Below are 24,539 nucleotides of genomic sequence, written 5' to 3'. Positions count from 1 at the left end.
CTCCCCCGGTGGGGCGGGCCGCCCCCGCGGGCGGTCGGCAGGCGGTCGGCGGGCGGTCAGCCCTTCTGCATGACCTCGGGCTCGTGACGGCGCTGCAGGCGGGTCACGACGATGCCGATGACGACCGACATCAGGATCAGGATCCCGGCGTCGAACCAGAACTGCCCGGCGTTGTGGCCCCAGATCGCGTCGTACTCGGGGTTCTGGAAGTCCTTGTTCCAGGGGCCGAGCAGATGCGAGAGGTCCAGCGTGGTGGCGACCATGCCGGTGCCCCAGCGGGCCGGCATCAGCCAGGCGAACTGCTCCAGGCCGGGCTTGGAGAAGACCTGGAAGAGACAGCCGGTGAAGACGACCTGGATGATCGCGAACATGACCAGCAGCGGCATGGTCTTCTCGGCGGTCTTCACCAGCGCGGAGATCGCCAGGCCGAACATCATCGAGGCGAAGCTGAGCAGGATCAGGCCGAGGCTCATCTCCAGGATCGGCAGGTTCTTGACCACCAGGCCCTCGGAGGGCAGCTTGCGCGGCAGGAAGCCGACGGCGGAGATGATCGCGCCCTGGATCACGCTGAAGAAGCCCAGCACGATGATCTTGGACATCATGTACGCCGAGCGGGAGAGCCCGGTGGCCCGTTCCCGTTCGTAGATCGCCCGTTCCTTGATCAGCTCGCGGACCGAGTTGGCCGCCCCGGAGAAGCAGGCGCCGATCGCCAGGATCAGCATGATCGTCGCGGCGCCGCTGTTCAGGCCGAGCTGCGTCTTGGGGTTGCGGGCCAGGCCGGGCTCGTTGGGGATCAGCACGCTGACGGCGCCGAGCACCGCCGGCAGCAGGATCGACAGCGCCAGGAAGCCGCGGTCGGAGGCGAGCACCGAGACGTAGCGGCGGATCAGCGTCCACAGCTGCGAGCCCCAGCTCTGCGGCTTCGGCGGGCGGACGGCCTCCTGCACGATCTGCGCGGACTGCACCGGCTGCGCGGCGCCGGATTCGACGTCGGCCGAGTACTGCTGGTGGTGCACCGAGCCCCGGTAGCGGCCGGCCCAGTCGTGGTCCGGGTAGTTCTCGAAGGCCTGGAAGACATCGGCCCAGGTCTCGTACCCGAAGAAGTGCAGGGCCTCGTCCGGCGGGCCGAAGTACGCCACCGAGCCGCCCGGTGCCATCACCAGCAGCCGGTCGCACAGCGCGAGTTCGGCCACCGAGTGGGTGACGACCAGGATGGTGCGGCCGTCGTCGGCGAGGCCGCGCAGCATCTGCATGACCTCGCGGTCCATGCCCGGGTCGAGGCCCGAGGTGGGCTCGTCCAGGAAGATCAGCGAGGGCTTGGTGAGCAGTTCCAGGGCGACCGAGACGCGCTTCTGCTGGCCGCCGGAGAGCGCGGTGATCCGGTTGTCGGCGCGCTTGTCCAGGCGCAGCTCGTAGAGCACCTCGTCGATCCGGGCCTCGCGCTCGCGCGGCTCGGTGTCGCCGGGGAAGCGCAGGCGGGCCGCGTACTTGAGGCCGGTGCGGACGGTCAGTTCCTTGTGCAGGATCTCCGACTGCGGCACCAGGCCGATCCGCGAGCGCAGCTCGGCGAACTGCTTGTAGAGGTTGCGGCCGTCGTAGAGGACGTCGCCGCGGTCGGCCGGGCGGTAGCCGGTGAGGGCGCGCAGCAGGGTCGACTTGCCGGAGCCGGACGGGCCGATGACCGCGACCAGGGACTTCTCCGGGACGCCGAAGCTGACGTCGTTGAGCAGGATCTTCTTGGCGCCCTTGTGCTCGACCTCGACGGTCAGGTGGCGGGCGGAGAAGGAGACCGCGCCGGTGTCGACGAACTCCTGCAGCTGGTCGCCGACCAGCACGAAGCTGGAGTGACCGACGGTCAGCCGGTCCTGCGCGTCGATGAGCTGACGCTCGACGCGCTGGCCGTTGAGGAAGATGCCGTTGTGGCTGCCGAGGTCGACGATCTCGTAGCGGCCGTCCGGCAGCTGGCGCAGCTCGGCGTGGTGGCGGGAGACCTGGAGGTCGGAGACGACGATGTCGTTGTCGAGCGCGCGGCCGATCCGGATGGTCTTCATGCCGGCGGTCAGGTTGCGGATGACCGTCGGCTGCGGGCCGCCGTCGTGGACGGCGGGCGACGGCTGCGGGAAGCCCTGCTGCTGCGGGACCGGTTGCTGCTGGCCCTGCTGCTGCGGGAACGGCTGCTGCTGGCCCTGCTGCTGCGGGAACGGCTGCTGCTGGCCGTGCTGGACGGGCGGCTGCGCGTACGGCTGCGCCTGCTGCGGGTAGGGCTGCACGGGCTGCTGCGCCGGCGGGGCCTGCCACTGCTGCTGCGGCGCGGCGGCGTGCGGCTGCGGGGCGGGGCTGCGGCTGGTGGTCGCCTCGTGCCAGGCCTGGGCCTGGGCGGCGGGCTGGGCAGCCGGCGCGGAGAAGGCGAGCCGGGGGCCGTTCTCGGCGTTGCCGAGGTTGACCACGGCGCCCGGGAACAGCTGCGCCTGCAGGGTGCGGGCGCCGCCGGTGTAGGTGCCGTTGGTGCTCCCGTGGTCGTCCAGCTGCCAACCCGCCCCGTTGAACGAGATGGTGGCGTGCTGCCAGGAGACCCGCGCGTCGTCGAACTGGAAGTCCGACTGCGGATTGCGACCGATGGTGTAGGACCGCCCGGGTTCCAGGACCCGCTGCTGTCCGTTGATCTCGATGACGAGTTGCGGCACTGCTCGTCTGCCCCGCTCTCTCGGTTCCCCCGATGGTGCGCCCCGGTCAGGTGGGGGCGAAAATGATCGTGAATCTGACGGGGGAATCATTCCAGCCCGCCGGGCACGGGTGATAGCCGCCCCCGCGGACTGTGACCAGGCGGCAACGATTCGCGGACCACCGGCGGACCACCCTCCGGCGGCCGGCTCCGCCGCCGGTCCGCGGGCCCCTCCCCGGGCGCCTCCTCCGGCCCCTCCGCGGGCCGGTCCGCGGGCGGGTCCGCAGGCCCGTCCACGACCCGGACGGGTGCCGTCGCCGCGGCGGGCTGCGGGTAGCGTGGGAGGCACCATGAACGCATCGCCCTTGGCCGCCGAGCCGCTCCCCGCACCGCAGCCCCGGACCGAGGACGGGCGCACCCTGCTCGTCAAGGTGTTCGGCAAGGACCGCCCCGGGATCACCACCGGGCTCTTCGCCACCCTGGCCGGGTACGGCGTCGAGGTCATCGACATCGAGCAGGTGGTGACCCGTGGCCGGATAACGCTGTGCGCCCTGGTCACCGCCCCCGCCGCGGCCGGCGCCGAGGGCGGGCTGCGGGCCCTGGTGCACCGCTGGGCCGAGGACCAGAGGCTCCAGGCCGAGATCATCTCCGGCATCGGCGACAACCGGCCGCGCCGGGAGGGCCGCTCGCACGTCACCGTCCTCGGCCACCCGCTCACCGCCTCCGCCGTCGCCGCGCTCACCTCCCGGATCACCGAGGGCGGCGGCAACATCGACCGCGTCTTCCGGCTCGCCAAGTACCCGGTGACCGCCGTCGAGCTGGCCGTCTCGGGCGTGGCCACCGACCGGCTGCGGGCCGAGCTGGCGCAGGAGGCGGCCACCCAGCGGGTGGACGTCGCGGTGGTGGCGGCCGGGCTGGAGCGGCGGGCCAAGCGGCTGGTGGTCATGGACGTCGACTCGACGCTGATCCAGGACGAGGTGATCGAGCTGTTCGCCGCCCACGCGGGCTGCGAGGCGGAGGTCGCCGAGGTGACGGCGGCGGCGATGCGCGGCGAGCTGGACTTCGCCGAGTCGCTGCACGCCCGGGTGGCGCTGCTGGCCGGGCTGGACGCCGCGGTGACCGAGAAGGTGCGCGCGGAGGTGCGGTTCACCCCGGGCGCGCGCACCCTGATCCGCACGCTGCAGCGGCTGGGCTTCCAGGTGGCGGTGGTGTCCGGCGGGTTCACGCAGGTCACCGACCACCTGGTGGAGCAGCTGGGGCTGGACTTCGCGGCGGCGAACACCCTGGAGGTGGTGGACGGGAAGTTCACCGGCCGGGTGGTCGGCGAGATCGTCGACCGGGCGGGCAAGGCGCGCTGGCTGGCCCGGTTCGCCGAGCAGGCCAAGGTGCCGCTGGAGCAGACGGTGGCGATCGGCGACGGCGCCAACGACCTGGACATGCTGAACGCGGCCGGGCTGGGCGTGGCGTTCAACGCGAAGCCGGTGGTGCGGCAGGCGGCGGACACCGCGGTGAACGTGCCCTTCCTGGACACCGTGCTCTACCTGCTCGGGATCACCCGCGAGGAGGTCGAGGCGGCCGACGTGCTGGACGATCCGGCCGAGGACGGCGCCGCGGCGACCGTCTGACGGGGCCCTGCGTGGCGGACGCCGAGGGGCGCGCGGACACCTGGTCCGCGCGCCCCTCGGCGTTCCGCGGGCGCTAGGGCGTGTCTGACAATTCGCGTCGGATCAGCGGGCGGCGTCAGGGTGCGTGCATCGCAAGGCGGAGGAGGGAGTCCATGCGGAGCATCGGCGACCGACGACAACGCGGCGAGGTGCGTGCCCTGACGCCGCCCGCCCGGCGGGAATTGTCAGACACGCGCTAGTCCTGCGGCGTGAAGTACGAGACCAGCGCGGCGACGCCCGGCTCGACGTCCTTCCAGGAGCCGGAGAAGCTGAGCACCGCGATGGCGGCGGTCGGGAAGCCGCCGAGCCGCAGCCGCTCCAGCGCGTCCCGGTCGCCCTCGTCGCCGGCCAGCACCTGGGTCAGGCCGAGCACCCCCGGGTTGTGGCCGACCAGCACCAGGTCGGCGTGGTCGTCCGGGGTCTCCTGGAGGACGGCGATGATCTCCCCCGGGGTCGCCTCGTAGACCCGGTTCTCGTACACCGTGCGGCGCGAGCGCTTCGGCAGCTCGTGCGCGGCGAGCTTCCAGGTCTCCCGGGTGCGCAGGGCGTCGGAGCAGAGCACGTAGTCGGGGTTGATCCCGGAGTCGGCGAGCCAGCGTCCGGCCTCCGGGGCCTGGTGGCGGCCCCGGTCGGCCAGCGGCCGCTCGTGGTCGTCGACGCCGTTCGGCCAGTCGGCCTTGGCATGGCGGAGAACGATGATCCTGCGGGGCGTGTCGGCGCTCATACCCAGCAAGCTTGGCAGAAAAGCCGGCCGGGAGCGCGATGCTGCCCGATGCCGCCACCGGACGGGGCGGGCGGTGCCATCATGCGGGGTTCACCCGGAGGTCGTCGTCCGGCCGACCCGGGTTTCCGGTCGGCCGGGATCACGGCCGGTCCGGGTTCCGCTCAGCCCAGGTTCTGGGCGACGGTCGCGACGATGATCAGCAGCACGACGATGCCGCCGATGATCGCGGCGATCTGGCCGAGCTTCTTGTGGCCGTCGGTGGGGTTCGGTTCGAGAACGGGCATGCCCGGATTCTCCCATCCCGGACACGCCCGTCCACCACCGACCCCGCCGCGCCGGGCCGGGCCCGTCAGGCCGCGGCCGCGACCTGGGCCGGGACCGCCTCGTCCTCGATGTGCCGGGCCCGGGCCGCCCGCAGGCCGAACAGCATCTGGGGCACCAGCAGCACCGCCAGGAAGCCGAGCGGCAGGTACCACTCGCCGGTCGCCTGGTAGAGCCGGCCGATCAGGATCGGACCGGGGATCGAGATCAGGTAGCCGACGCCCTGGGCGAAGGCGGACAGCTGGGCCACGCCGCCGGCCGACCGGGCGCGCAGGCCGATCAGGGTCAGCACCAGCGGGAAGGCGCAGTTGGACAGGCCCACCAGGACCGCCCACAGCCACGGCGCGGCGGCGGGGGCGAACGCCAGGCCCAGGTAGCCGGCGATGCCGAAGGCCGCCAGCACCACCACGAACAGCCGCTGGTCACCGCGGCGGGCGGCCAGGTTGGGCAGCACGAAGGAGACCGGCACGCCGATCACCATGGTCAGCGCCAGCAGCACGCCGGAGGTGCCCTCAGAGATGCCGGAGTCCTGGAAGATCTTCGGCAGCCAGCCCATCACCACGTAGGCGCCGGTCGCCTGGCAGCCGAAGAAGCAGGCCAGCGCCCAGGCGGTGCGGCTGCGGGTGATCGGCAGCTTCGTCCCGGCGCCCCGGCCGTCCGACGGCCCGCCGCCCTGCTTGCGGCGGGTGAGCAGCACCGGGACCCAGAGCAGCAGGGCGAGGGCGCCGAGCGCGGCCCACACCCCGAGGCCGACCCGCCAGTCGCCGCCGAGCGCGCTGGTCAGCGGGACGGCGACGGCCGCGGCCAGCGCGGTGCCGCCGGACAGCGCCATCGAGTACAGGCCGATCATCGGCCCGACCTTGTCCGGGAAGTACCGCTTGATCACCACCGGGAGCAGCACGTTGGCGACCGCGACTCCGGCCAGCGCGAGCGCGGTCAGCAGCAGGAAGACGGCGGTGTTGCCGGCGAAGGAGCGGGCCAGCACGCCGGCGGTGATCGCGCCCATGCCCGCGGTGACCACGGCGACCGGGCCGAGCCGGCGGGCCAGGCCGGGCGCGGCGAAGCCGAACAGGGCGAAGCAGAGCGAGGGGACGGCGGTGAGCAGGCCGGCCACCGTCGGGCTCATCCCGAGGTCGGTGCGGACCTGGTCGAGCATCGGCCCGAGGCTGGTGACCACGGGGCGGAGGTTGAACGCGGCGGCGGCGATCGCGAGGGCGAAGAGCCAGCCGACGGAGCTGCGGCCGGTCGGGGCGGGCCGCTCGGTCTGCGGCCGGCCACCGGCGCGGGGGGAGGCGGTGGCGGGGTCTGCGGTGTCTGCTGCGGACGACATGCGAGTCATCATAGAATGATGGGATGAATTAGTGCATCCGTGAATTGGCATGATGGCCCGACCCATCCGACCCAAGGAGTCCTTGTGGCGCTGTCCTCGCCGAGGCGCACCCCGCTGTCCGACCAGGTGATCTCCCAGCTGCGTGCCCAGATCACCTCCGGCGAGTGGCCGGTCGGCTCGCGCATCCCGACCGAGGCCGCCCTCGTCGAACAGCTCGGTGTGGCGAGGAACACGGTCCGCGAGGCCGTCCGCGCGCTCGCCCACAACGGGCTGCTGGACATCCGCCAGGGCTCCGGCACCTACGTCCTGGCCACCAGCGAGCTCGCCGGCGTGATGCACCGCCGCTTCGCCGACGCCGAACGCGCCCAGGTCGCCGAGCTGCGGGCCACCCTGGAGACCTCCGCCGCCGGCCTCGCCGCCACCCGCCGCACCGAGCGCGACCTCGTGCTCATCGACGCCGCGCTCGCCCGCCGCGAGGACGCCTGGCGCGCGGGCGACGCCGAGGACTTCGTCCAGGCCGATGCCGCCTTCCACCAGGCCGTCGTCTCCGCCGCCCACAACGACGTGCTCGCCGCCCTCTACGCGGACCTCGGCGAGGTCACCCGGGCCCATCTGCGCCACGACGTCGGACCCGAACTCATCGCCGAGCGCTACCTCGGCCACGACAAGATCGTCGACGCCATCCGCGCCCGCGACGCCCAGCGCGCCTCGCACGAGGCCGGCCGCGCCATCGGCCGCTGCAACGACCCCGAGGCCTGACCCCGCCCGCCCCCGGGGGGACGGCCTCACGCCTTGCCGGAGGCCCGATTTGGCGTGCTAACGTCCCGTGAAAATTCGCGGACGGCCGTACTCCGGTCGGGTGTGCACACAACGGGGAGAACTGATGGCGGATCCGGACCTGAAACTGGGCCAGGGACCGGGCGGGGGGCCGACCAAGGTGTCGACGCCGGCCCTCGACAAGGCGGCCACCGCGCTGGACGGCATCGCCAACGACAGCACCGCGGCCGGCAAGGGGGCCGACGAGTCGACCGAGGCGGCGGCCGGGAAGCTGAGCGGCTGGGACACCGCGGCGGCGCTGCGCGGCGCGGTCAAGGAGTGGCACGAGCAGGTGTCGCAGCTCAACGGCCGGCTCAACCAGGAGGCCGGGATGATGCGCCAGACCCACACCAACTACCTGAACGTCGAGCAGGGCATCGCCACGTCGTTCACCGGGAAGGCGTGACCCGATGAGCCTGCTCGGTTACGAGGACGTCATGAAGGCCGACCCGTCCGCGATGGCCAAGGCCGCCGCCGACTGGACCGAGATGGCCGGGAAGTACCTGCAGATCCAGCACCGGCTGGAGACCGAGGTGCTCTCGGTCACCGGCAACCAGGGCCTGTGGATGGGCTCCACCGCGTTCGCCGCCAACATGCACGTGAGCGCGACCCGCCAGCAGAGCATCGACGCGCAGACCGAGGCCAAAGCCGTCGCCTCGATCATCACCGACGCCAAGAACGACTTCGAGGCGGCGCAGAAGAAGCTGAAGCAGGCCGTCGCCGGCGCCCAGGCCGACGGCATGAAGGTGACCGGCACCGGCGCCGTGATGTTCGACGTCGGCGCGCTCGACCCGGCCACCAAGCAGGAGTACCGCCACGACCGGGACTACCAGCAGGAGCGCAGCGAGGCCGCCGGGAAGTGGGCGCAGCAGATCAAGATCGCCCTGGAGGAGGCGACCGCCGCCGACCAGCGGGCCGCCCTCCAGCTGCGCCGCGCCGCCAAGGTCGGCGACCCGACCAACCAGTTCAACGGCCAGGCCGCCGGCGGCGGCGACGAGGCGGACGGCAAGCGGGCCGCCGAGCTCGCCGCCCGGATCAAGGACGGCAAGACCCTCACCCCGGAGGAGCTCGCCGAGCTCAACAACCTGATGAAGGCCAACTCCGGCAGCCCGGTCTACGGCCAGACCCTGCTCAACGCGCTCGGCCCGGAGGGCACCCTGCTGCTCGCCGACGAGCTGGAGCTGCGGCTCAACGACCGGGACGGCAAGAACAAGGGCGAGTACGGCGAGCTGCAGACCAACCTCGCCAACACCATCGCCGGCGCCACCCGGGACAGCAACAGCAAGTTCTACCAGGACTTCCGCAAGGGCCTGCAGGAAGCCGGCGTCAAGAACATCAACGAGCGCCACTTCGGCGGCGGCGCCGAGCCGATCTACGGCTACCAGACGCTGGCCACGCTGCTCCAGCACGGCAACGCCGGGTACGGCAAGGAGTTCCTGAACGACCTCGGCACCGACATCCTGAGCGCCGAGCGCGGCGACAAGAACCGCTGGGGCATGCACCAGTTCAACGGCCCGCGCCCGGACCTGGTGTACGACCCCGTGGACGGCGTGCTCAAGCTGATGGGCCAGAACCCGGACGCCGCCACGATGTTCCTGGACCCCAAGTCGCCCGGCGCCGACGACCGCCTCAAGTACCTGCTGCGCGACCGCAAGTGGCCCACCACGTTCACCAACACCCTGTACGGCCCGCCGATCCAGGACAAGGCCACCCACCAGGAGGGCCTGGCCGCCGCCCTGGAGGCCGCCGCCACCGGCGACGTCCCTGGCGAGGGCACCCACAAGGGAGGCCCGCACACCCCTGCCCAGGCCCGCGTCATGGAGGGCGTGATCTCGGCCCTGGACGGGGACGGCAAGGGCAGCGAGATCCACGACGATCTGAAGATGCCGCTCGCCAACGCCCTGTCGGACTACGTCGACGACACCCACAAGATCCTCAGCGACCACGTCAGCAGCGGCGGCGGCGGGGTCAAGGAGGTGAACGGCGAGGGCCACATCGACGGCGGCGCCGACAGCCTGGTCCGCGTCCTGCGCGGCGTCTCGGACGAGCCCGAGGCCTACGCGCTGCTCTACAGCGCCGAGCGGGCCAAGGCCGCCGAGGTCATCGGCGGCCTGCCGGCCGACCCGCGCGCGGACCGCGACGCGGTCGACGTCCCGGCCCAGCGCGTCGGCACCGCGCTCGGCGCCTACGACGCCATCCGCTCGGACGTCATCCTGGACAACAAGGACGACCGGATGGAGTGGGCCGACAAGACCAGCTCGTTCGCCTCCTCGATGAACGGCACCGTGACCGGGTTCATCCCGGAGGTCGGCGACATCGCGGGCACGCTCGTCGACATGGGCATCGAGAAGTGGGCGGACGACGTCAAGAAGGACGCCCAGGACGCCGGCAACAAGGCGTCCTCCGACCACCACTTCGCGGCCCTGAACCAGAGCAAGGAGATGTCCCTCGGCTGGGGCCGCGCCAACGGCTACACCACGGACGCCCGGGCCGACCTCGTCTACTCCAACATCGAGAACGGCCACACCAACGGGCACGCCAACGCGATGAGCGCGCTCGGACGGAACGGTCAGCAGTGAGGCTCTCCCGACGCACCTGGGCGGTCCTCGCCGGCGTGCTCGTCCTCGCCCTCGGCGCGGGCGGCTTCGCCGCGTGGCGGTACACCGGCCTGTTCCTCCCGGACCGGCTCTGCGACGGCGCCGTCGCGACCGGGGACGTCCGGGCGGTGCTGGGCGGCGGCCGGCTGGAGGTCGTCCGCAGCGAGCGGTCGAAGGACCGTGAGCGGCCGGAGGGCAGCTGCGTGATCGAGGCCCGCGACGGCGCCGACCTCACCCTGCGCACCCACGGCGTCAAGGTCGCCGACCGGCGCAGCCAGGTCGATCCGGGGATGTCGCAGCCGGACCGGGGCCCGATCGGCGCCTTCGCCAACGACACCGGCTGGCTGGTGCTGCCGGCGGGCTGCCGCAAGCCCGCCGACGGTGCGTCGGAGGACTTCCCCGACCGGGACGCCGACGTCCTCAGCGCGGACGTGCGCCACCGCGGCGAGGGCGGGGTCCGCCGGCAGGACGACCCGGCCCGGGAGACCCCGGACCAGCCGACCCGGGAGGCCCTCGCCCGGCTCGCCGGCGACTTCGGCTCGGCGGTCGCCGGCTCCTCCGGCTGCGGCGCCGCCGACGCGCCGGACATGCACCTCACCGCCGCCGGCCCGGCCGCCGTGCCCGCCGCCGACGGGCGGCTCTGCGGCCTGCCGGGCGTCGGGACCGGGAAGGACCTGCCGGAGCCGGCCCAGCGGGTCAGCGACCCGGCGGCGCCGCTGCAGTCCTGCTGGGTCTACAGCGGGACCATGGCGGAGCCGGCGATCCGCTTCACCGCCACCGCCGACACCCGCTACCCGGCCTTCGCCGCCGGGCGCAAGGAGCTGACGGCGCCGCTGCCGGCCGGCTGGCGGGGCACCGGCTCGTACAGCGCCGTCCACGCGCCGTGCGGCGAGGACGATCTGTTCCTCCAGCTGTCCGGGCGCGGCGACCTCGTTGACCCCGTGGACCCCGCCGGTTACGGCACGCCGCTGTTCACCTCTTGGGCGAACGCGGTGGCGGGGCAGCGCGGCTGCGAGCCGATCGCCCCGAAGTGACCCGGCACCGGAACGCCGCTGCCCGGCACCGCTCCTCGTCGGGAGGGGTGCCGGGCAGCGGCGTGTGCGAGGGGCGTCAGGCGCCGATGGCGTGCAGGCCGCCGTCGACGTGGACGATCTCGCCGGTGGTCTTCGGGAACCAGTCCGACAGCAGGGCGACGACGCCGCGGCCGGCCGGCTCCGGGTCGCTCAGGTCCCACTTCAGCGGGGAGCGGGTGTCCCAGGTGGCGGCCAGGTCGGGGAAGCCCGGGATGGACTTGGCGGCCATCGAGGCCAGCGGGCCGGCCGAGACCAGGTTGCAGCGGATGTCCCGCTCGCCCAGGTAGCGGGCCAGGTAGCGGTTGGTCGACTCCAGGGCGGCCTTCGCCGGGCCCATCCAGTCGTACTGCGGCCAGGCGTACTGCGCGTCGAAGGTGAGGCCGACGACCGCGCCGCCGTCCTGCATCAGCGGCAGCAGCGCCATGGTCAGCGACTTCAGCGAGAACGCCGAGACGTGCACGGCGGTGGCCACGGACTCCCACGGCGTGTTCAGGAAGTTGCCGCCCAGGGCGTCCTGCGGGGCGAAGCCGATCGAGTGGACGATGCCGTCCAGGCTCGGCAGGTGCTCGCGCACCTGGTCGGCGATGCCGGCCAGCTGCTCCTCGCTGGAGACGTCCAGCTCCAGGACCTTGACCGGGTTCGGCAGCTTCTTGGCGATGCGCTCGGTCAGGCTCGGCCGCGGGAAGGCGGTCAGGATGACCTCGGCGCCCTGCTCCTGGGCCAGCTTGGCGGTGTGGAAGGCGATGGAGGACTCCATCAGCACACCGGTGATCAGGATGCGCTTGCCCTCGAGGATTCCGCTCATGTCAGTGACCCATGCCCAATCCGCCGTCGACGGGAATGACGGCTCCGGTGATGTACGCGGCCTCGTCCGAACCGAGGAACCGCACGGTGGAAGCGACCTCGGCGGGCGCCGCGTAACGGCCCAGCGGCACGTCGGCGACGATCTCCGCGCGGCGCTCGTCGCTGAGCACCGCGGTCATGTCGGTGTCCACGAAGCCGGGAGCGACCACGTTGACGGTGATGTTGCGCGGGCCCAGCTCGCGGGCCAGCGAACGGGCGAAGCCGACCAGGCCGGCCTTGGACGCGGCGTAGTTGGACTGGCCCGGGGAGCCGGAGAGGCCGACGACCGAGGAGATCAGCACGATCCTGCCCTTACGGGCACGCATCATCAGCTTGGACGCGCGCTTCACGACCCGGAAGGTGCCCGTGAGGTTGGTGTCCAGGACGGAGGTGAAGGCCTCCTCCGACATCCGCAGCAGCAGGGTGTCGTTGGTGATCCCGGCGTTGGCGACCAGCACCTCGACGGCGCCGTGCGCGGCCTCGACCTCGGTCAGGGCCGCGTCCACCTGGGCGCTGTCGGTGATGTCGCAGCGCACCGCGAGCACGTCGAACTTGGCCAGCTGCTCGGGGACCTCACCCGACCGGCTGGTGATGGCGACCTTGTCGCCCGCCTCGGCGAAGGCCTGGGCGATCGCGAGGCCGATGCCCCGGTTGCCTCCGGTGACGAGAACCGAGCGGCTCAACGATCCACCTCTCTCCCTTGTGTGCGCACGCCGTGATGCCCGCGCACCACTTCGTGATGTCCACGTACATCGCAACGAGTACGCAGTGTGACGCTATCGGTCGGCCCGGCGCGGCGGCGAATCGGTCTCCGACAGCGCCGCAGCGACGGAACTGTCAGTACCCGACAATTCACGTCCAACCGGTTTTCACGCGATTCGCCCACCGGTCCGCACCGGATTGTCGTGTCCACTGAGCGGCCCGTCCGGGAACCCCGCGACGGTGCACGCCCGTTGTGCCCCCTGGTGCGGCACGACGCCGGGGCCGCCGCACCGGGGCCGACGGCGGCCCGCAGCCGGACAGCCGGCCCCGGTGACGAGCGGAGGCGGAACGCGGAATGAGCGAGGCACGGGTCGGGACCACCCACCGACGCGGACGACTGGCGGCCCTGGCCGCGCTGGCGGTCGGCGCCGGAGCGGTCGCCTGGGCGCTGCGCGACCTCCCGGCGGCATTCGGCCGCCGGCCGGACGGCGAGCGGGAGGAGCGGCTGCGCAACTCCCCGCAGTACCGCGACGGCGTCTTCCACAACGCGCCCTCCGAGCTGGCCCGGACGGCCGCGGCGTCCGGCATCGACCCGGAGACGGTGCGCCGGGTGCTGTTCCAGCGCGCCGGCCGCACCCCGAACGGCGCGGTGCCCGTCGTCCGCCCGGCCGACGCCGCCGGTGCGGCCGCCGAGGGCGTGGCGGTCACCTGGTACGGGCACGCCTCCGCGCTGGTCGAGATCGAGGGCTCCCGGGTGCTGCTCGACCCGATCTGGAGCGAGCGCTGCTCCCCCGCCGCGCAGGTCGGCCCGCGCCGGCTGCACCCGGTGCCGGTGGAACTGGAGGAGCTGCCGCAGGTCGACGCGGTGCTCATCTCGCACGACCACTACGACCACCTGGACATGGCGACGGTCCGGCGGCTGGTGCGCAGTCAGTCCGCGCCGTTCGCGGTGCCGCTCGGCATCGGCGCCCACCTGCGCCGCTGGGGCGTGCCCGAGCACCGGATCATCGAGCTGGACTGGGACGAGACCTGCACCCTCGGCGACCTGGCGCTCACCCTGACCGCCGCCCACCACTTCTCCGGCCGCGGCCTGACCCGCAACACCACCCTGTGGGGGTCCTGGGTCGTCGCCGGGCCGAGCCGCAAGGTCTACTACACCGGCGACTCCGGCTACTTCGAGGGCTACGCGCGGATCGGCGCCGAGCACGGCCCGTTCGACGCCGCGCTGGTCCAGGTCGGCGCCTACGACCCGGCCTGGGCGGACATCCACATGACGCCCGAGGACGCCGTCCGCGCCCACCGCGAGCTCAACGCCGAGCTGCTGCTCCCGGTGCACTGGTGCACCTTCAACCTGGGCCTGCACCCGTGGGCCGAGCCCGTCGAGCGGCTGCTGGTGGCGGCCAAGGAGCACGGCGTGCGGCTGGCCGTCCCGCGCCCCGGCGAGCGGGTCGACGTCGACAACCCGCCGGAGCTGGAGGGCTGGTGGGAGGGCATCGGGTAGCCGGCCGGCCGCCGCACCGGAAATACGCTGGCCGAAAGCCCCTTTGCGGGAAATGATGCGGTTCGGGCGCCCCTGTCGGTACCGGGGCGCCGCACCGCCGTCCGCCCGACCAGGGAGCCCGATTGCCTCCGCTGCCCCCGACCGCCACGCCCCCGTCCCACGGCGGCGTCCCGCGCGCCGTCGACCCGCTGTTCCTCGGCTACCCGCTGACCGCCCTCGCCGACGCCGCCCTCGCCCGGGCCCGTGAACTCGGCGCCGGGCACGCGGACTTCCGTCTGGAGCGGGTCCGCAGCGCCTCCTGGCGGCTGCGCGACGCCCGCCCGGCCGGCACCTCCGACAGCGTCCAGCTCGGCTTCGCCGTGCGGGTGCTGCTCGACGGCGCCTGGGGCTTCGCCGCCGGGGTCGACCTCACCCCGGACGCGGCGGCCCGGGTGGCCGAGCAGGCCGTCGCGGTGGCCCGGCTGTCCGGCGGGATCAGCCGGGCGGCGGGCTCGGCGGAGCGCGTCGAGCTGGCCGACGAGCCGGTGCACCGGGACGTCACCTGGGTCTCCGCGTACGAGGTGAACCCCTTCGAGGTGCCGGACGCCGAGAAGACCGCGCTGCTCTCCGAGTGGAGCGCCCGGCTGCTGGCCGCCGAGGGCGTCTCGCACGTCTCGGCGACCCTGCTGACCGTCCAGGAGAACAAGTTCTACGCGGACACCGCCGGCACCGTCACCACCCAGCAGCGGATCCGGCTGCACCCGGTGCTGGAGGCCAGCTCGGTGGACGGGCGGACCGGCGCGTTCGACTCGATGCGCACCCTGGCCCCGCCGGCCGGGCGCGGCTGGGAATATCTGACGGGGGCGCGGGGGTCGTCCCCCGATGGACAGAGCCTGACCGGCACCGGCTGGGACTGGGACGCCGAGCTCGCCGCGCTGCCCGTCCACCTGGCCGAGAAGATGAAGGCGCCGAGCGTCCGGCCGGGCCGCTACGACCTGGTGATCGACCCGTCCAACCTCTGGCTGACCATCCACGAGTCGATCGGCCACGCCACCGAACTGGACCGCGCCCTCGGCTACGAGGCCGCCTACGCGGGCACCTCCTTCGCCACCTTCGACCGGCTCGGCTCGCTGAAGTACGGCTCCGAGCTGATGCACGTCACCGGCGACCGCACCGCCGAGCACGGCCTGTCCACCGTCGGCTACGACGACGAGGGAGTGGCCGCGCAGTCCTGGGACCTCGTCAAGGACGGCGTCCTGGTCGGCTACCAGCTCGACCGCGCGATGGCCGGGCTCAAGGGCTTCGGGCGCTCCAACGGCTGCGCCTTCGCCGACTCCCCCGCGCACGTCCCGGTGCAGCGGATGGCCAACGTCTCGCTCCAGCCGGTCGCCGGCGGCCCGTCCACCGAGGGCCTGTTCGCGGGCGTCGAGAACGGCCTCTACATCGTCGGCGACCGTTCGTGGTCGATCGACATGCAGAGGTACAACTTCCAGTTCACCGGGCAGCGGGCCTACGCCATCAAGAACGGCGAACTCGCCGGCCAGGTGAAGGACTTCGCCTACCAGGCCACCACCACCGACTTCTGGGGCTCGATGGCGGCCGTCGGCGGCCCGCAGACCTATGTGCTCGGCGGGGCCTTCAACTGCGGCAAGGCGCAGCCCGGCCAGGTCGCCGCCGTCAGCCACGGCTGCCCCTCGGCGCTCTTCCGCAACGTCAACGTGCTCAACACCCAGCAGGAGGCGGGTCACTGATGACCGCGACGACGCAGCCCCACGAACTCGTCGAGCTGGCGCTCGGCCTCTCCCGCGCCGACGGCTGCGTGGTGATCGCCGATGAGGAGTCGAGCGCCAACCTGCGCTGGGCCGGCAACGCGCTCACCACCAACGGCGTCACCCGGGGCCGGCGGCTGACCGTGATCGCCACGGTGGCCGGCGCCGAGGGCACCGCCTCCGGCGTGGTCTCCCGCGAGGCCGTCGAACCCCAGGAGGTGGCCGAGCTGGTCCGGGCCGCCGAGGAGGCCGCCCGCGCGGCCGGCCCGGCCGAGGACGCGCAGCCGCTGGTCACCGTCGCCGAGCAGCCGAACTCGCCGCACTTCACCGAGCCGCCCGGGGAGACCTCGATCGAGGTGTTCGCGGAGTTCGGACCGGCCCTCGGCCGGGCCTTCGCCCGCGCCGCCGAGCAGGGCGAGCTGCTGTACGGCTTCGCCCGGCACGAGCTGGTCACCAGCTACCTGGGCAGCTCCACCGGCCTGCGGCTGCGCCACGACCAGCCGACCGGCACGGTCGAGCTGAACGCCAAGACCGCCGACCTGTCCGGCTCGGCCTGGACCGGCGCCGCCACCCGGGACTTCTCGGACGTGGACGTCACCGCCCTGCACGCCGAGGCGACCCGGCGGCTCGGCTGGGGCGAGCGCCGGATCGACCTGCCGGCCGGCCGCTACGAGACCCTGCTGCCGCCGTCCGCCGTCGCCGACCTCATGGTGTACCTGACCTGGTCGGCCGGCGGGCGGGACGCCTTCGAGGGCCGCACCGTCTTCTCCCGGCCCGGTGGGGGCACCCGGATCGGCGACAAGCTGGCCGGGCTGCCGCTGACGCTGCGCTCCGACCCGCACGAGCCGGGCCTGGAGTCCGCGCCGTTCGCGCTGGTGCACGCCAGCGAGGACGAGTCCTCGGTGTTCGACAACGGCCTGCCGCTGACCGCGACCGACTGGATCCGCGACGGCGAGCTGACCGCCCTGGTCAGCAGCCGCCACGCGGCGGCGCTGGGCGGGCTGCCGGTGCGCCCGGCGATCGACAACCTCGTCCTGGAGACGGCCGACCAGGAGGCCGCGCCGACCCTGGAGGAGATGATCGCGCGCACCGAGCGCGGGCTGCTGCTCACCTGCCTCTGGTACATCCGCGAGGTGGACCCGGCGACCCTGCTGCTGACCGGTCTCACCCGGGACGGCGTCTACCTGGTGGAGAACGGCGAGGTGGTCGGCGCGGTCAACAACTTCCGCTTCAACGAGTCGCCGGTGGACCTGCTCGGCCGGATCACCGAGGTCGGCCGCACGGAGCGCTGCCTGCCGCGCGAGTGGAGCGACTGGTTCACCCGGACGGCGATGCCGCCGGTGCGGGTGCCGGGGTTCAACATGAGTTCGGTCAGCCAGGCCTCGTAGGGCCCGGCCTGGAGGAGGATCGAGAGGCGTGGACGAGAAGCGCACGGTCAGGACCAGCAAGATGCTGTCGCGCATCCTGCGGCACGACCCCGGCCGGGTCGGGGTCACCCTGGACCCGGCCGGCTGGGTCCGGGTGGACGTGCTGCTCGGCGCGCTGGCGGCCCGGGGTACCCGGCTGACCAGGGCCGAGCTGGACCACGTGGTGGCGACCAACAACAAGCGCCGCTTCGCCTACTCGCCGGACGGCCTCTCGATCCGCGCCAGCCAGGGGCACACGGTGGCGGTCGACCTCGGTCTGGCCGCCACCGAGCCCCCGCCGGTGCTGTTCCACGGCACCGCGACCCGGAGCCTGGCGGCGATCCTCCGGGAAGGCCTGCGCCCGATGGCCCGGCAGGACGTCCACCTGTCGGCGGACGTCGAGACCGCCACCCGGGTCGGCGCCCGGCACGGCCGGCCGGTGGTGCTCCTGGTCGACGCGGCCGCGATGGCCGAGGCGGGACACGAGTTCCGGGTGAGCGCCAACGGGGTCTGGCTGACGGACGCGGTGCCTCCGCAGTACCTCGCCCAGGGCCGATAGGCGTACGCACGCGGCCCCGGTCTCGTCGTCGCCCCGCTCCCGGCGTACCGTGAGGAGGCCGCGCGACGAGGCGCGCGGGTGCGCGGACGAAGGCGGTTTGGGACATGGGCAAGAGCCCCGACGGCGGGCAGGTCTACCGGATCACGGGAGCCCGCAGCAGCCTCAGCGAGGACGTCCGCGGCCGCCAGCGCCGCTACGTGGCCTCGATGCTGCTGCGGACCGTGTGCGTGCTGCTCGCGGTGGTGCTGTGGGACGTCCAGCGGTGGCTGGCGTTCGTGGCGCTGGCGGGCGGAGTGCTGCTGCCGTACTTCGCGGTGCTGCTCGCCAACGCGGGCCGGGAGAAGGCGCCGGGCCTGCCGTCCACCTTCGACGTGCCGGCGACCACCCCGCTGATGCTGGGCCCCGGCGGCAGTGGGCCTCAGGGGGCGGATGTGACGCAGGGTGCTGATGGGGCCGGACGTGTGCCCACCGATTCTTCACAGGGCCGGAACTGAGCGTCCGTTTTGAGCTATTTTCCACCGATTGCCCAGGCGGAAAGCTCAAAAGAAGCTCAGATTAATCATGCAAGACCTCCCCATACCCACCCCGCCCCGTGACATACTGCGTACGCGCTCCGCATCCCCCGTCGGAGCGACGGACCGACGCCGGGCGGCTCCCCCCGTGGCTGCCCGGCGTCGCCATGTGCGCATGCCGGGGTGCGTGACAGACTGGCGGTGACGACCACCCCGCCGACCGCCCGAGGACGACCGCCGATGCTGCTCCCCGACGCCCCCCAGCCGCAGACCCCGATCTGCTCCGCGAAGGGCTGCCGCGCGGACGCCGTCTGGGAGTTGGTCTGGAACAACCCCAAGCTGCACACCCCGGACCGCCGCAAGACCTGGCTGGCCTGCGAGGAGCACCGCGAGCACCTCTCGCAGTTCCTCGGGGTGCGCGGCTTCCTCAAGGAGGTCCTGCCGTTCACCGGTCAGGGCGACGGGACCCCCGGGGCCTGAGCCCCGGCCGACCCCGGCCCGCGCCCCCGGACCGCGCCTCGGCCGGCCTCAGCCGCCGATGGCCGACATCGGACGCACCGGCTGGTGGAAGTCCGGCTGGTCGATGCCGGCGCCGGCCTTCTTGCCCCACATCGCCGCACGCCACAGCGCGGCCAGCTCGGCGTCGTCCGCGCCGGAGCGCAGGGCGGTGCGCAGATCGGTCTCACCGGTGGCGAAGAGGCAGTTGCGGACCTGACCGTCGGCGGTGAGCCGGGTGCGGTCGCAGGCGCGGCAGAACGGGCGGGTCACCGAGGCGATCACACCGACCCGGCCGGGGCCGCCGTCCACCACCCAGCGCTCGGCGGGCGCCGCACCGCGACGGCCCGAGGGCTCGGGGGTGAGGGTGAAGCGGGCGGACAGCCGCTCCAGGATCTCCTCGGCAGTGATCATCGCGGAGCGGTCCCAGCCGTGCTGGGCGTCCAGCGGCATCTGCTCGATGAACCGCAGCTCGTAGCCGCGCTCCAGGCACCAGGCGAGCAGGTCCGGCGCCTCGTGCTCGTTGACGCCGCGCATCAGCACCGCGTTGAGCTTCACCGGGACGAGCCCGGCGGCCTCGGCGGCGGCCAGGCCGGCCAGCACGTCGTGGTGGCGGCGGCGCCGGGTGAGGGTCTGGAAGGTGGACCCGTCGAGGGTGTCCAGCGAGACGTTGACCCGGTCCAGGCCGGCCGAGCGCAGCGCCACCGCGGTGCGGGCGAGGCCGATGCCGTTGGTGGTGAGCGACAGCTCGGGGCGCGGGTCGAGGGCCGCGCAGGCCTCGACGATGCCGACCAGCCCGGGGCGCAGCAGCGGCTCCCCGCCGGTGAAGCGGACCTCCTGGACGCCGAGGTCGCGCACGGCGAGGGTCACCAGCCGGACGATCTCCTCGTCGGTGAGCAGCTCGGGCTTGGCCAGCCACTGCAGGCCCTCCTCGGGCATGCAGTAGGTGCAGCGCAGGTTGCACCGGTCGGTGAGGGAGACCCGCAGGTCGACGGCGCGGCGGCCGAAGGTGTCGAGCAGCACGGCGGTCCCTTCCCGAGTGAGGTGCCGCCAGGGCGGCCGGCCCGGCCTCCGTCACGGCGGGGCCGGGCCAGCTTAGTCACCGCCCGTCCGTCAGTGGGCGCCCAACCCGGTGAGCGAGCGCACCTCGAGTTCAGCGTACTTCGCCGGGTCGGCCCCGCGGCGGGAGAGCACGGTGCCGATCCAGCCGGCCAGGAAGCCGGCCGGGATGGAGACCAGTCCGGGGTTCTCCAGCGGGAACCAGTGGAAGTCGGAGTGCGGGAAGAGCGAGTTCTTCGCGCCCGAGACCACCGGGGAGAAGACCACCAGCACCACCGCGGTGACCAGGCCGGTGTAGACCGAGCTGACCGCGCCGGCGGTGTTGAAGCGCTTCCAGAACAGCGAGTACAGCAGGGTGGGCAGGTTCGCCGAGGCGGCCACCGCGAAGGCCAGGGCGACCAGGGCGGCGGTGTTGAGCTTGTCGGCGAACAGGCTGAGCACGATCGCCACCGCGCCGATCCCGGCGGCCGCCCACTTGGCGACCCGCACCTCCTCGCGCTCGGAGACCTTGCCGCGCCGGAAGACGTTGACGTAGAGGTCGTGGGCGAAGGAGGCCGAGGAGGCGAGGGTCAGTCCGGCGACGACGGCGAGGATGGTGGCGAAGGCGACCGCGGAGATCACCGCGAGCAGCACCGCCCCGCCGGTGGTGCCCGCGCCGCCGCCGAGCTGTTCGGCGAGCTGCGGGGCGGCGGTGTTGCCGGCCGCGTTGGCGGCCTTGATCGCCTTGGGGCCGACCAGCGCGGCGGCGCCGAAGCCGAGCGCGAGGGTCATCAGGTAGAAGCCGCCGATGATGCCGATCGCCCAGAGCACCGACTTCCGGGCGGCCTTGGCGGTGGGCACGGTGTAGAAGCGGACCAGGATGTGCGGCAGGCCCGCGGTGCCGAGCACCAGGGCCAGGCCGAGGCTGAGGAAGTCGAGCTTGCTGGTGCCGGTGGCGCCGTACTTCAGCCCCGGTTCGAGGAAGGCGTCGGCCTTGCCGCTGGCGTCGGCGGCGGCGCCGAGCAGGGCGGAGAGGTTGAAGTGGTACTTGGCCAGCACCAGGACGGTCATCAGCGCGGTGCCGGCGATCAGCAGCACCGCCTTGACGATCTGCACCCAGGTGGTGCCCTTCATGCCGCCCATGGCGACGTAGAGGACCATCAGCGCGCCGACCGCGACGATCGTCCAGCGCTTGGCGCCGTCGCCGCTGACCCCGAGGAGCAGGGCGACCAGGCTGCCGGCGCCGACCATCTGGGCGAGCAGGTAGAAGATCGACACCACGATGGTGGAGATGCCGGCGGCGGTGCGCACCGGGCGCTGGCGCATCCGGAACGCCAGCACGTCGGCCATGGTGTAGCGGCCGGAGTTGCGCAGCGGCTCGGCGACCAGCAGCAGTGCGACCAGCCAGGCGACCAGGAAGCCGATGGAGTAGAGGAAGCCGTCGTAGCCGAACAGCGCGATGGCGCCGGCGATGCCGAGGAAGGAGGCGGCGGACATGTAGTCGCCGGAGATGGCGAGGCCGTTCTGGAAGCCGGAGAAGGCCCGGCCGCCGGCGTAGAAGTCGGCGGCGTCCTTGGTCTGCCGGCCGGCCCAGACGGTGATGCCGAGGGTGGTGAGCACGAAGATCCCGAACAGGGTCATCGTGAGGCCGCGGTGGTCGGTGGCGGAGCTGGCGAGCAGGTTCATTCGGCGGCCTCCCGGGGCGCGTGGACGACCGCACCGCGCGCCTCGCGGATCGCGGCCGCGCCGGGGTCGATCCTCCGGTCGGCGTAGCGCGCGTACCAGGCGGCGATGGCGAAGGTCGTGGCGAACTGCATCAGCCCGAGCACCAGGGCGACGTTGACGTGCCCGACGACCTTGGTGCCCATCAGGGCGGGGGCGTAGCCGGAGAGCAGCACGTAGAGCAGGTACCAGAGCACGAAACCGATGGTGACCGGGAACGCGAAGTTCCGGAACGAGCGCCGGAGGGTTCGGAACTCCGCGCTCTCCTCGATGAGTTGGGTTTCGCTGGGGATGGTGTCGATCGGCGGCGATTCCACTCTGACTCCTCACTCCTTCGGCGTAGTGGTCGCATCAGTGGAAACGATCGAACGTGAGCGAAGTCACAGGTCCGATGCGCGCCGCGCAATGCTAGGAGGACGGGGCGTCACCCGGAAGGGTTTGACAGTGTTCAGCCATTCGTTCGCTCTTTCGCAGCAGCCGATTGACCGAAAACCACCCGTCCGGGGTGCATCCGGGACATACCGAAGGGGTGGCCCCGGTCAACCGGAGCCACCCCTGGCGGTGCGTCAACAGCGGTGCGTCAGAAAGCCACCCGCACCTTCAGCGCCGATCGGTCGTCCATCGCCCGGTAGCCGTCCGGGACGCCGTCGAGGTCCACCGTCCGGTCGAAGACCAGGCCCGGCTCGATGGCGCCGGACAGGACGTCCGGCAGCAGCTCGGGGATGTACGCGCGGGCCGGCGCGACCCCGCCGTTGAGCGACACGTTCCGGCCGAACATCTGACCGATGTCGACGCCGGCGCTGCCGCCGTGCGGCACGCCCACGTAGCCGACGGCGCCGCCGTCCCGGGCGATCGACACGGCGGTGCGCATCGACTCCTCGGTGCCGACCGCCTCCAGCACGGCGTGCGCGCCCTGCCCGCCGGTCAGCTCGCGGACCGCCTCGATCGCCGCCTCGCCGCGCTCGGCGACCACGTCGGTCGCGCCGAACCGGCGGGCCAGGTCGGTGCGCGCGGTGTGCCGGCCCAGCGCGATGATCCGCCCGGCGCCCAGCCGGTGGGCGGCCAGCACCCCGCACAGGCCCACCGCGCCGTCGCCGACCACCGCCACCGTGGCGCCCGGGCGCACCCGCGCCGAGACCGCCGCGTGGTGCCCGGTCGCCATCACGTCGGAGAGCGCCAGCAGCCCCGGCAGCAGCTTCTCGTCGCCCTGCGCCTCCTTGGGCAGCTTCACCAGGGTGCCGTCCGCGAACGGGACGCGCACCGCCTCGCCCTGCCCGCCGTCCGAGCCGACCTGGCCCCAGAAGCCGCCGTGCGGGCAGGAGGTCTGCAGCCCCTCGCGACAGAAGTCACAGGTGCCGTCCGACCAGACGAACGGCGCCACCACCAGGTCGCCCGGCCGCACACCCCGCACCTCGGCGCCGGCCTCCTCCACCACCCCGAGGAACTCGTGCCCGATCCGCTGCCCGGCCACCCGTGCGGCGACCCCGCGGTACGCCCACAGGTCGCTGCCGCAGATGCAGGCGTTCACCACCCGCACCACCACGTCGGTCGGCTGCTGGACCACCGGGTCCGGCACCTCCTCGATCCGGATGTCGTTGGGACCGTGGATGACCGTGGCGCGCATGGGGGTTCGTCCTTACCAGAGGTGCCCGCACCGGTACCGCGGGCGACCGGAAAACAATCGACCGGATGTACGACGACTGCACCGTCCACTCTATTCCGACCGGTCCCGGCCGACCCTCCGGGCGACCCCCGCCACCGGCGAACCGCCGTCCGCGGTCACCGGCGGGCCTTATCCTGTTGGACCATGTACGCGATCCAGCCCGAGACCCCCGGCGCAGCACCCCGGACCGCCGCGGTCCCGGCCCAGCGCTCCGCCGCCCCCGCCGGCGGCTACGCGGTGGTGGACGTCGAGACCACCGGCCTCGGCCGCACGGACCGCGTCATCTCCGCCGGCGTCTACCGGCTGGACGCGGACGGCGACGTCGTCGACCACTGGTACACCCTGGTCAACCCGGAGCGCGACCCCGGCCCGGTCTGGATCCACGGCCTCACCGGCGACCAGCTGGCCGGCGCGCCCACCTTTCCGCAGATCGCCGACGAGTTCGCCGAGCGGCTGCGCGGCCGGGTGATGGTCGCCCACAACGCGCTCTTCGACTGGAACATGATCTCCCGCGAGTTCTCCCGGGCCGGCCTGCACGCCCCGGTCGAGCAGCGGCTGTGCACCATGGTGCTGGCCCGCGACCTGCGGCTGCCGCTGCCCAACGGCAAGCTGTCCTCGCTGGCCGCCTACTTCGGCGTCCACCAGCGGCAGGCGCACAACGCGCTGGACGACGCCCGGGTGCTCGCCGAGGCGTTCCGCCCCAGCCTCCACCTGGCCCGCTCGGGGGGCGTCCCGCTGCCGCTGCAGTCCTGCGTGGCCGTCACCGACCTCGGCGAGGACGCGCCCGCCTCCCCGGGCCGCGCCTCCTGGACCGGCGCCGCGTACCGGCAGGCCAAGAAGCGCCCACCGTGCCCGTACCCGAACCCCGGGCGCTGGGAGGACGGCAAGCCGCTGGTGCAGGGCATGCGGGTGGCGTTCACCGGCGACACCGCCACCGACCGCGAGCTGCTGGAGGACCGCGCCGTCGAGGCCGGACTGCACATCGCCACCTCGGTGAGCCGGCTCACCAGCCTGCTGGTCACCAACGAGCCGGACAGCTGGAGCGGCAAGGCCCGCAAGGCCCGCGAGGTCGGCACACCGGTGGTCGGCGAGGACGCCTTCCTCCAACTGCTGCGCGAGGTCGCCCCGCACCCCGGTGGGTGAGCCGGTGGTGAGCAGGGCGT

The 24,539-nt window shown here is 73.1% G+C and carries 22 protein-coding genes; 12 read left to right on the top strand and 10 right to left on the bottom strand.

Going from position 1 to position 24,539, the window contains the following annotated elements; translation table 11 throughout:
* Positions 1–56 precede the first annotated feature (56 nt).
* A complete protein-coding gene (locus tag ACFVUH_RS27940) occupies positions 57–2,684 on the bottom strand; it encodes an FHA domain-containing protein (RefSeq protein ID WP_387916025.1) in 2,628 nt (875 codons plus the stop codon).
* A gap of 328 nt (positions 2,685–3,012) precedes the next feature.
* Between ACFVUH_RS27940 and serB the strand changes: the two genes are divergently transcribed.
* Positions 3,013–4,287: a phosphoserine phosphatase SerB gene (gene serB, locus ACFVUH_RS27935; protein WP_355374600.1), complete on the top strand. Its 1,275-nt coding sequence runs from the start codon at positions 3,013–3,015 to the stop codon at positions 4,285–4,287.
* A gap of 235 nt (positions 4,288–4,522) precedes the next feature.
* Here the strand turns inward: serB and ACFVUH_RS27930 are convergent, their stop codons facing one another.
* From ACFVUH_RS27930 to ACFVUH_RS27920, 3 genes are all read right to left on the bottom strand, one after another.
* Positions 4,523–5,050: a histidine phosphatase family protein gene (locus ACFVUH_RS27930; RefSeq protein WP_355374602.1), complete on the bottom strand. Its 528-nt coding sequence runs from the start codon at positions 5,048–5,050 to the stop codon at positions 4,523–4,525.
* A gap of 161 nt (positions 5,051–5,211) precedes the next feature.
* Positions 5,212–5,334, bottom strand: a complete 123-nt coding sequence (locus ACFVUH_RS27925) for an SGM_5486 family transporter-associated protein (protein ID WP_355374605.1) — start codon at positions 5,332–5,334, stop codon at positions 5,212–5,214.
* Positions 5,335–5,399: 65 nt separating this feature from the next.
* Complete coding sequence (locus ACFVUH_RS27920) at positions 5,400–6,710, bottom strand: CynX/NimT family MFS transporter (RefSeq protein ID WP_387916045.1); 1,311 nt, start codon at positions 6,708–6,710, stop codon at positions 5,400–5,402.
* A 75-nt stretch (positions 6,711–6,785) separates the two neighbouring features.
* Here ACFVUH_RS27920 and ACFVUH_RS27915 point away from each other — a divergent pair, with 75 nt between their 5' ends.
* From ACFVUH_RS27915 to ACFVUH_RS27900, 4 genes are all read left to right on the top strand, one after another.
* Positions 6,786–7,460, top strand: coding sequence for a FadR/GntR family transcriptional regulator (locus ACFVUH_RS27915; protein ID WP_387916022.1), 675 nt, complete (start codon positions 6,786–6,788; stop codon positions 7,458–7,460).
* A 124-nt stretch (positions 7,461–7,584) separates the two neighbouring features.
* The gene (locus ACFVUH_RS27910; protein WP_355374614.1) at positions 7,585–7,923 is read left to right on the top strand and encodes a hypothetical protein; all 339 of its coding nucleotides are present in this window, start codon (positions 7,585–7,587) and stop codon (positions 7,921–7,923) included.
* Between the two features lie 4 nt (positions 7,924–7,927).
* A complete protein-coding gene (locus ACFVUH_RS27905) occupies positions 7,928–10,096 on the top strand; it encodes a DUF6571 family protein (protein ID WP_387916020.1) in 2,169 nt (722 codons plus the stop codon).
* Positions 10,093–11,148: a hypothetical protein gene (locus ACFVUH_RS27900; RefSeq protein ID WP_355374619.1), complete on the top strand. Its 1,056-nt coding sequence runs from the start codon at positions 10,093–10,095 to the stop codon at positions 11,146–11,148. Before ACFVUH_RS27905 ends, ACFVUH_RS27900 begins: the two co-directional genes overlap by 4 nt.
* Positions 11,149–11,224: 76 nt before the next feature.
* On the opposite strand, the gene fabI is transcribed toward ACFVUH_RS27900, so the two are convergent.
* Positions 11,225–11,992, bottom strand: a complete 768-nt coding sequence (fabI, locus tag ACFVUH_RS27895; RefSeq protein ID WP_387916018.1) for an enoyl-ACP reductase FabI — start codon at positions 11,990–11,992, stop codon at positions 11,225–11,227.
* A 1-nt stretch (position 11,993) separates the two neighbouring features.
* Complete coding sequence (gene fabG, locus ACFVUH_RS27890) at positions 11,994–12,713, bottom strand: 3-oxoacyl-[acyl-carrier-protein] reductase (RefSeq protein WP_355374625.1); 720 nt, start codon at positions 12,711–12,713, stop codon at positions 11,994–11,996.
* Positions 12,714–13,087: 374 nt separating this feature from the next.
* Between fabG and ACFVUH_RS27885 the strand changes: the two genes are divergently transcribed.
* The 6 genes from ACFVUH_RS27885 (at position 13,088) to ACFVUH_RS27860 (ending at position 18,938) form a co-directional block, all read left to right on the top strand.
* The gene (locus ACFVUH_RS27885; RefSeq protein ID WP_387916016.1) at positions 13,088–14,233 is read left to right on the top strand and encodes an MBL fold metallo-hydrolase; all 1,146 of its coding nucleotides are present in this window, start codon (positions 13,088–13,090) and stop codon (positions 14,231–14,233) included.
* 131 nt (positions 14,234–14,364) lie between these two features.
* A complete protein-coding gene (locus ACFVUH_RS27880; protein WP_387916043.1) occupies positions 14,365–15,963 on the top strand; it encodes a TldD/PmbA family protein in 1,599 nt (532 codons plus the stop codon).
* Entirely contained in the window at positions 15,963–17,369 is a 1,407-nt protein-coding gene (locus ACFVUH_RS27875; protein WP_387916014.1) for a metallopeptidase TldD-related protein, read from the top strand. Before ACFVUH_RS27880 ends, ACFVUH_RS27875 begins: the two co-directional genes overlap by 1 nt.
* 28 nt (positions 17,370–17,397) lie before the next feature.
* Positions 17,398–17,946: an RNA 2'-phosphotransferase gene (locus ACFVUH_RS27870; RefSeq protein ID WP_355374631.1), complete on the top strand. Its 549-nt coding sequence runs from the start codon at positions 17,398–17,400 to the stop codon at positions 17,944–17,946.
* 104 nt (positions 17,947–18,050) lie between these two features.
* The gene (locus ACFVUH_RS27865) at positions 18,051–18,440 is read left to right on the top strand and encodes a DUF3099 domain-containing protein (RefSeq protein WP_387916012.1); all 390 of its coding nucleotides are present in this window, start codon (positions 18,051–18,053) and stop codon (positions 18,438–18,440) included.
* Between the two features lie 258 nt (positions 18,441–18,698).
* Positions 18,699–18,938 (top strand): hypothetical protein, encoded by a 240-nt coding sequence (locus ACFVUH_RS27860; RefSeq protein ID WP_355374636.1) that lies wholly within the window; start codon positions 18,699–18,701, stop codon positions 18,936–18,938.
* Between the two features lie 48 nt (positions 18,939–18,986).
* Here the strand turns inward: ACFVUH_RS27860 and moaA are convergent, their stop codons facing one another.
* The 4 genes from moaA to ACFVUH_RS27840 all read right to left on the bottom strand — a co-directional run bounded on the left by moaA (position 18,987) and on the right by ACFVUH_RS27840 (position 23,337).
* Positions 18,987–19,976 carry a GTP 3',8-cyclase MoaA gene (gene moaA, locus ACFVUH_RS27855; protein WP_387916010.1) on the bottom strand — a complete coding sequence of 330 codons (990 nt, stop codon included), beginning with the start codon at positions 19,974–19,976 and terminating at the stop codon, positions 18,987–18,989.
* A 90-nt stretch (positions 19,977–20,066) separates the two neighbouring features.
* A complete protein-coding gene (locus ACFVUH_RS27850; protein WP_355374641.1) occupies positions 20,067–21,677 on the bottom strand; it encodes a cation acetate symporter in 1,611 nt (536 codons plus the stop codon).
* Entirely contained in the window at positions 21,674–22,030 is a 357-nt protein-coding gene (locus ACFVUH_RS27845; RefSeq protein WP_355374644.1) for a DUF485 domain-containing protein, read from the bottom strand. Before ACFVUH_RS27845 ends, ACFVUH_RS27850 begins: the two co-directional genes overlap by 4 nt.
* Positions 22,031–22,293: 263 nt before the next feature.
* Positions 22,294–23,337, bottom strand: coding sequence for a zinc-dependent alcohol dehydrogenase family protein (locus ACFVUH_RS27840; protein ID WP_355374647.1), 1,044 nt, complete (start codon positions 23,335–23,337; stop codon positions 22,294–22,296).
* Between the two features lie 183 nt (positions 23,338–23,520).
* Between ACFVUH_RS27840 and ACFVUH_RS27835 the strand changes: the two genes are divergently transcribed.
* On the top strand, positions 23,521–24,519 hold the full coding sequence (locus ACFVUH_RS27835) for a DEDDh family exonuclease (RefSeq protein WP_355374650.1): 999 nt from the start codon (positions 23,521–23,523) through the stop codon (positions 24,517–24,519).
* Positions 24,520–24,539: the final 20 nt, after the last annotated feature.

Source organism: Kitasatospora sp. NPDC058032, assembly GCF_042885845.1.
Lineage (GTDB): Bacteria > Actinomycetota > Actinomycetes > Streptomycetales > Streptomycetaceae > Kitasatospora.
This window is presented reverse-complemented; position numbering and strand designations above follow the sequence as displayed.

Bases quoted from the DNA above. Each gene is read 5' to 3' on its own strand.
- serB (WP_355374600.1), top strand. From the start codon at position 3,013: ATGAACGCATCGCCCTTGGCCGCCGAGCCGCTCCCCGCACCGCAGCCC.
- ACFVUH_RS27930 (WP_355374602.1), bottom strand. From the start codon at position 5,050: ATGAGCGCCGACACGCCCCGCAGGATCATCGTTCTCCGCCATGCCAAG.
- ACFVUH_RS27925 (WP_355374605.1), bottom strand. From the start codon at position 5,334: ATGCCCGTTCTCGAACCGAACCCCACCGACGGCCACAAGAAGCTCGGC.
- ACFVUH_RS27920 (WP_387916045.1), bottom strand. From the start codon at position 6,710: ATGACTCGCATGTCGTCCGCAGCAGACACCGCAGACCCCGCCACCGCC.
- ACFVUH_RS27910 (WP_355374614.1), top strand. From the start codon at position 7,585: ATGGCGGATCCGGACCTGAAACTGGGCCAGGGACCGGGCGGGGGGCCG.
- ACFVUH_RS27905 (WP_387916020.1), top strand. From the start codon at position 7,928: ATGAGCCTGCTCGGTTACGAGGACGTCATGAAGGCCGACCCGTCCGCG.
- fabI (WP_387916018.1), bottom strand. From the start codon at position 11,992: ATGAGCGGAATCCTCGAGGGCAAGCGCATCCTGATCACCGGTGTGCTG.
- ACFVUH_RS27885 (WP_387916016.1), top strand. From the start codon at position 13,088: ATGAGCGAGGCACGGGTCGGGACCACCCACCGACGCGGACGACTGGCG.
- ACFVUH_RS27875 (WP_387916014.1), top strand. From the start codon at position 15,963: ATGACCGCGACGACGCAGCCCCACGAACTCGTCGAGCTGGCGCTCGGC.
- ACFVUH_RS27865 (WP_387916012.1), top strand. From the start codon at position 18,051: ATGGGCAAGAGCCCCGACGGCGGGCAGGTCTACCGGATCACGGGAGCC.
- ACFVUH_RS27860 (WP_355374636.1), top strand. From the start codon at position 18,699: ATGCTGCTCCCCGACGCCCCCCAGCCGCAGACCCCGATCTGCTCCGCG.
- ACFVUH_RS27850 (WP_355374641.1), bottom strand. From the start codon at position 21,677: ATGAACCTGCTCGCCAGCTCCGCCACCGACCACCGCGGCCTCACGATG.
- ACFVUH_RS27840 (WP_355374647.1), bottom strand. From the start codon at position 23,337: ATGCGCGCCACGGTCATCCACGGTCCCAACGACATCCGGATCGAGGAG.
- ACFVUH_RS27835 (WP_355374650.1), top strand. From the start codon at position 23,521: ATGTACGCGATCCAGCCCGAGACCCCCGGCGCAGCACCCCGGACCGCC.